This is a genomic window from Desulfobacter sp., assembly GCF_050177295.1.
In genome coordinates, this window is record NZ_JBFXHE010000283.1 from 1 (window position 1) to 5,915 (window position 5,915).

Genomic DNA, 5,915 nt, shown 5'->3' on the forward strand with positions numbered 1-5,915 from the left:
TATTAATTTACTGGGTGGCTTTGATTTAATCAATGGCCAGATCATAATCCTGCCCGGCATAACAGCCGGCTGTCCATTTTGCAAAGAGCTTTTCCCCTTCATGGCCGGCACCTATATACAACCCTAAACGCTTTATGTTGTCGTTTTGCGGTGCACAATGGATACGTTTTGATATCATGGCATTAAACTTTGCTGCAACCTTACATCATATCCCGGATTTTAGAAATGACCGGCTTAAGCTGCCGTTGCCTGTCTTCAATGTCATGCAGCAACTTTCTTATTTCTCCAGGAGGCACATTTTTAAACCCTTGGGAAAGATAGTATTTAAACAGTCCCCCAAGCCGGCCAAGGTCAGCATTCACTTTAAGAGCAGATAAAAAAGCCTGTTGGTCAAGCCTTGATTCTATCCGTTGGCCGATTGTAATCCTGCGGATATAATCAGAAACAGACAGGCCGGTTTGTTGGGCTAACTGCTGTATCTTGGCGTGTTCTTTGGCTGTGACGTATGATTTAAGGCATTTTGTACGTTTATTTTCCATAACTTCCTTATCTTAAAACTGTTTGCCGCCAACACCACCAGAAACAATGGTGTTGGCCGGCACCATTGTTTCTGGTGGGGTCACCTGGTTATTAATGCCATTCCCAATGGTTATCTGATAATGCTGCAGCGATTTGGTTTTGCTCACTTCTGGAGTCTGCATAGATTACATAAAATTCATTTCCATCATCATCTTCCGTCTTGTATCCTAAATCAGTTCCAACATAAGAAAGTTGTGTGTATGCTGTGTATTCGTGGTTAATCAGAGTATTGTAATAATTCCTGCAAGCTACCGGTAATTCGGGATTAACCACTTTTATTGTTTTAGCATCATATTTGAATCTGCCGTATTTCACCAAAATCCGCACTTCAACCAGATTATGATTTAAATGTTCAAGGGTGCAGAACGGACTTGAATAATTGACGATTGCATTAATCAGGCTCGGCATTCCCGGTGCGGATGAATCCGGACATTTATTCAGGAATGCTCTTCTTAAATCTAGGGTTTCAGATATTTTATCTCCCTTTATTCCATAAAAATAATTCAGGGCCGGATTGCACTCCGACGGCTGTACGGCGGATGACAGACATAGGATGGATTCACAGGCCAATGTTTGAATCTTTGACAATTCTGCCTGGGCTGATCCCTGGATTGCAACAAACGCCAATAAAAAAATAATTTTGATCTTAAGTGATTTCATGATTTATCCTTCCATGTTCCAGGCTTAAGCTGGAATTTTTAAATTGTGTATCGCCGCATCCTTTTGGTTTATGATGGCAATATCGTCTATCTTTCTGCCCTGTTTGGTTCTTTTAATAAAAATCACCAAATCAACTGCCTCCTGGATTAAATCGTCCATGGGATTCGGCACTACTTCAGCAATAAGCTGCTGCAGCCGGACCAGTCCCCCGGCACAGGAATTGGCATGGACGGTGCACACGCCACCCGGGTGGCCGGTATTCCACGCCTTTAAAAGGTCAAGGGCTTCACCGCCCCTTACTTCACCCACAACGATTCTGTCCGGCCGAAGCCTCATGGTGGCTTTAAGAAGATGTTGCATATTGGTGTTCCGGTTTGTACGCAGCATCACCTTATTTTTTGACAGGCACTGCAGTTCGCTGGTGTCTTCGATAATGACAAGCCGTTCATCGCCAGCAATATTTGCCAATTCTGCAAGAATGGCATTTGTCAGGGTTGTTTTGCCGGAACCCGTTCCGCCAACCACCAGGATGTTTTTTTTGTTCGCAATAGCATCGCAGATAATTTGTTGCTGATCCGGTGACATGGTTCCGGACCGCACATAATTATCCAGGGTAAATATTCTGATGGCCTTTTTACGAATTGTGAACGTGGGATTGGCCACAACCGGAGGGAACAACCCCTCAAACCGGCTGCCGTCCAAGGGCAGTTCACCTTCAACAACGGGAGAATCCTTTGTAACGACGGCCCCAAGCATGGATGCAACCTGGCTCAGTATTCCGGCGGCAGATGATGCAGGAATGGCTGACACTTCCACCATTCCCTTGTCAAACGTATCGAGCCATAGCTTGCCGTCAGGATTGAGCATAATTTCAACCACGTTATCATCATCCAGGGCCTGGGTAACAATGGGGCCTAAATTATGCTTCAAGCTGTCCAACACGACGCTCATTTTCACTCCTTTCCAATATTTTTTTTCAGAGACCGAAAAGCAAAAGAGGGGTTATCGTATCAATGATTGAAGATTGCGGCACAAAGCCGATATACCTGCTGTCCAATGAAAATTTTGTGTTGCCAACCACGATCAGGTGATTGGCTGGTACTATGCCTATTTTGGGTTCAAACGCTGTAATAGGGCGGCCTTTGCTGTCTCTATCCGAGGCCGGGGGCAATTGATATACCTGACCCGGTAAAGCGGCCACACGTTTCATTAAAGGGGTATTTTTAACGTACTTTGATACAAGAGGTTGTTGGGCAATGGTGGGATGAAAAACAACAAAGGAACCGTTGGCAATTGCCCGGGCGGTTTTTAAATATATACCTCGGGGCAGGCTGGCGGATGCATTGATATAACAGTATTGAGATATAAAAAAACAGACCGCAAAAAAGAGACTGCAGGGCAGCATAATTTTTATGATTTTGCTTTTATATGTCATTTTCCGATACCTCTTTGAGTTTGAAAAGATCAATGCTGCCGGGCGGCGGGATTTTAACCCGCTTTTGGAAAACAGGATCTAAAAAATAGAGTATTTGCTGACCGTATACAGTGTTGTAACCAGCGACGAATATAAGCATATCGCCAGGGCTTTTAATTCCCCCTTTTTCGTCTTTAACTGGGCCTTTCAGCCTCATACATTCATCTGGTGTGAGCAGCGGCCTTGCAACTTCACTGACAGACACAGAAGCATTGCCCATGCCGCCGAACCGTTTGCCGGAAACACTGGTTTTTTTGTCCACAACAGTGGTTTTCCCGGTCATATCCGACAGCAGCTTTGCGGTTTCTATCTTGTTGGGTGCATATGCAATTCTGACATGGCAATTGGATGTAATGGATTCGTCCCTGGTATATGCTTCCTGGAGCTGGGATAAATCCTGAACAATGATATATGCCTTCACGCCGTAACCGGCCATAAACGCCAAGGCCTTTTGCATGATTTCCAACTTGCCCAGACTGGTAAACTCATCCAGCATGAGCAACAGCCTGTGTTTATAACCAACTACGGCTTGCCCGTTTTCAAACTCCATTTTCTGGGTGAATTTTCTCAACGCCAGATTGAAAAATACACGCAGCAGCGGCCTTAACCTATCCAGGTTGGCAGGGGATACAACCAGGTATAAATCAACAGGGGTTTCAGCGTTCATGATATCTGAAATGGAAAAATCAGACTCAGAGGTGTTCTTTGCGACAATGGGATCACGATACAAAGAAAGGTTTGTAATGGCGGTTGATACCACCCCGGATAATTCACGGTCGGCTTTGATTACAGCTTCACCGGCATAACTGTCAATTGTGGATTGTATGTTGTCTGCCAGGTCAGTATCCATGTCCGGATACCGTTTTTTCAAGATATTTGCGTGTTCTTTGTCTATCATGGCATAAAGCAGGTTTTTTACATCCCCCTCATTGTCGCTTTTTGTAATTTCGGCCACGACATCTGCAAGGGTGGCATCCTGCTTTGATACAATGACATGCAAAATCAACCCGGTCAGCAACGCATACCCGGCCTGGGTAAAATAATCTTTCATACCTTTGCCGTCCGGGTCACAGATCATCTGTGCAATATTTTGGGCATCCGCAATGGCATGATTTGTATTGATCCGCACTTCTGCCAAAGGATTCCATTTAGAAAAAGAAAAGGTTTCATCGGCAGGATCAAACTTAAGAATTTTATGATTTAATTCTTTGGCCCTGTATCCTGATGTCAACGCGTAATTTTCACCCTTGATGTCCAGGGTTACACTTGAGCCCGGCCAGGCAAGCAACGATGGGATAACCAAGCCCACACCTTTACCTGACCTGGTTGGCGCAAATGCTAAAATATGTTCCGGGCCGTTATGGATCAGGTATTTGGTTCCCCTAGCTGTTGGAAAGCCGCCGACATATACGCCTTGCCTGGCGTCAAGTCCCATTGCAGCCAAATCTTTTTTCTTTGCCCAGGTGGCCGTGCCGTGCAGGTTTAAATTGCCTTTCGGCTTTTTCCTAAGAATCAGGAAAAAGCCCAAGACAGTGCTGAGGACAAAAACACCAAAGATCAAGTCAACCTGATTACCCACCAGGGTGTCTGTTATGTATTTATGCCATTCAAACACCTTCCAGGGCAGGTAATACGTATCAAACACCGGCCTGCCCAGGTCAGGATGGTATCTTAACGCACTGGCTATCGTTTGCGTGGCATAACTCATAAAGGCAAAGGCCCACAACAAAAAACAAACCGGGAAGAGCAGGGGATACCTGCTTTTTTTTGCCTTGGCCTGCTTAAGGCCGTATTCTTGTTTTTTCATCGTTCAAGCCCGATGCCTTTATTTTTGGAGAGATACTTGATTTGGGATTTCAACTGACTTTGAACCCGGCTCTTACCCATCTTGCACTTGGCCAAGTCATTGAAATCTGTGTATCCAAGTTGTTTTGATTCATCTGTAAACTTGGGGATAATGACTTTAGCACCAACGGCTTTAGCCGCCTTTTGCGCTTTTTCTACACCCACATTATTTTTCTTGGCGTGGTCATTATCCGCACAAATGAACAACTCAGCGGAAGGCATCAATTCCCGGATCTGTTTGGCCACATTTTCAAGGTTGTTTGCATCAAAACAGACCACCGCCGGCAGATGGCTCACATCATTAAGGGTCTTTCCCGTTGCAAATCCTTCAGCCAGCAGTATGGGTTTTTGTTCGTCGAGTTCGCCTATGGTATAAGCGTTTCCCGATTTTTTCCCGCCGGTCAGAAACTGCTTTTGCCCATCCTCGTTTATGAACTGCAGGGATTCGATTTTGTTTGTTTTAAGATTTTTGGCAGGGACAATCAGCCGGTTGTTTTTATCAACCCGGTATTCTTTGTCGCCATTGATCTTTTTGTCTGTAAGATAAGGGTGATCCGTGGTTTTTTCTGCATTGATGTAAATGCCGAACGCTTTTTTGGCTGCAGCTGCATAATCGTTATCCCGTTCTGCTGACCTGGACTGTTTATTAGATGGGGTAATTATTATTTGGCCGATGTCTCCTTCATATTTGAAATTGGCTTTTTCCCCGGTTTTATGGTTCTGGATGAACCCTGCAGGCCGGCCGTCAGGATAAAGCGTATATGCACCGGATTTTTTGCCGCTTTTATCTCCTTCAACCGCTACACGGTGCAGCTTACCGTCAGCCTGGGGGCTGTCAATTTTCAAGCCGAGTATAGATGCCTGATCCTGGAATTGAGCAGTAACTTTATTCATATCAAGGCGGTTCTCCCGGGTAGGGGCGAGCCATTTCTGAAATGGCTTTTGGTCGGTTCCTGGTTTGAGAAACCAGGATTTTTCCTGCTTATCCCATTTTGCACCCAGGGCTTTGGCTTCATCTTTCTCTGAATACGGCACGTTGATATACACCCTGGATTCCGGTTTTCTTTCTCCGCGCCGTTTCTCTCCATTAAGAACGGCTTGTGAATTTTTGGATAGATGCAGGGCAGGAGAGGGCGCCTGGGGAGGCGGAAAAGATTCAGACTTTTTTTCAAGGGAAGGAGTGATCTTGTTCAGATAGGTTACTATTTCACGCTGGGTATCATCCAGATCCTTGTTGAAAGCTGATAACGGATCACTTTTATAGTGGCCGGGCATTAAATCATCAAATAAATCGGGATTGCTCATTGCCACAGCTATCTTTTCTGTATGCGAAAATAAATCTTTTTGATCAATACGG

At 45.0% G+C, this 5,915-nt stretch carries 7 protein-coding genes; all 7 read right to left on the bottom strand.

Translation table 11 applies throughout. The annotated features are described in order from the left end of the window. Positions 1-25: 25 nt before the first annotated feature. Positions 26-178, bottom strand: a complete 153-nt coding sequence (locus tag AB7U36_RS16840; RefSeq protein WP_428160857.1) for a hypothetical protein — start codon at positions 176-178, stop codon at positions 26-28. Positions 179-200: 22 nt separating this feature from the next. Continuing rightward, positions 201-539 (bottom strand): plasmid mobilization protein, encoded by a 339-nt coding sequence (locus AB7U36_RS16845; protein ID WP_428160858.1) that lies wholly within the window; start codon positions 537-539, stop codon positions 201-203. Between the two features lie 91 nt (positions 540-630). After that, positions 631-1,239 carry a TrbM/KikA/MpfK family conjugal transfer protein gene (locus AB7U36_RS16850; RefSeq protein ID WP_428160859.1) on the bottom strand — a complete coding sequence of 203 codons (609 nt, stop codon included), beginning with the start codon at positions 1,237-1,239 and terminating at the stop codon, positions 631-633. Positions 1,240-1,263: 24 nt separating this feature from the next. After that, complete coding sequence (gene trbB / locus AB7U36_RS16855; protein WP_428160860.1) at positions 1,264-2,190, bottom strand: P-type conjugative transfer ATPase TrbB; 927 nt, start codon at positions 2,188-2,190, stop codon at positions 1,264-1,266. Positions 2,191-2,215: 25 nt separating this feature from the next. Further along, entirely contained in the window at positions 2,216-2,449 is a 234-nt protein-coding gene (locus AB7U36_RS16860; RefSeq protein WP_428160861.1) for a S26 family signal peptidase, read from the bottom strand. Positions 2,450-2,663: 214 nt separating this feature from the next. Further along, entirely contained in the window at positions 2,664-4,520 is a 1,857-nt protein-coding gene (locus AB7U36_RS16865; protein ID WP_428160862.1) for a type IV secretory system conjugative DNA transfer family protein, read from the bottom strand. Next, positions 4,517-5,915 (bottom strand): DUF5710 domain-containing protein (locus tag AB7U36_RS16870; RefSeq protein ID WP_428160863.1); only part of this gene is annotated, 1,399 nt, incomplete at its 5' end. The genes AB7U36_RS16870 and AB7U36_RS16865, both read right to left, overlap by 4 nt.

Bases quoted from the DNA above. Each gene is read 5' to 3' on its own strand.
- AB7U36_RS16840 (WP_428160857.1), bottom strand. From the start codon at position 178: ATGATATCAAAACGTATCCATTGTGCACCGCAAAACGACAACATAAAG.
- AB7U36_RS16845 (WP_428160858.1), bottom strand. From the start codon at position 539: ATGGAAAATAAACGTACAAAATGCCTTAAATCATACGTCACAGCCAAA.
- AB7U36_RS16850 (WP_428160859.1), bottom strand. From the start codon at position 1,239: ATGAAATCACTTAAGATCAAAATTATTTTTTTATTGGCGTTTGTTGCA.
- trbB (WP_428160860.1), bottom strand. From the start codon at position 2,190: ATGAGCGTCGTGTTGGACAGCTTGAAGCATAATTTAGGCCCCATTGTT.
- AB7U36_RS16860 (WP_428160861.1), bottom strand. From the start codon at position 2,449: ATGAAACGTGTGGCCGCTTTACCGGGTCAGGTATATCAATTGCCCCCG.
- AB7U36_RS16865 (WP_428160862.1), bottom strand. From the start codon at position 4,520: ATGAAAAAACAAGAATACGGCCTTAAGCAGGCCAAGGCAAAAAAAAGC.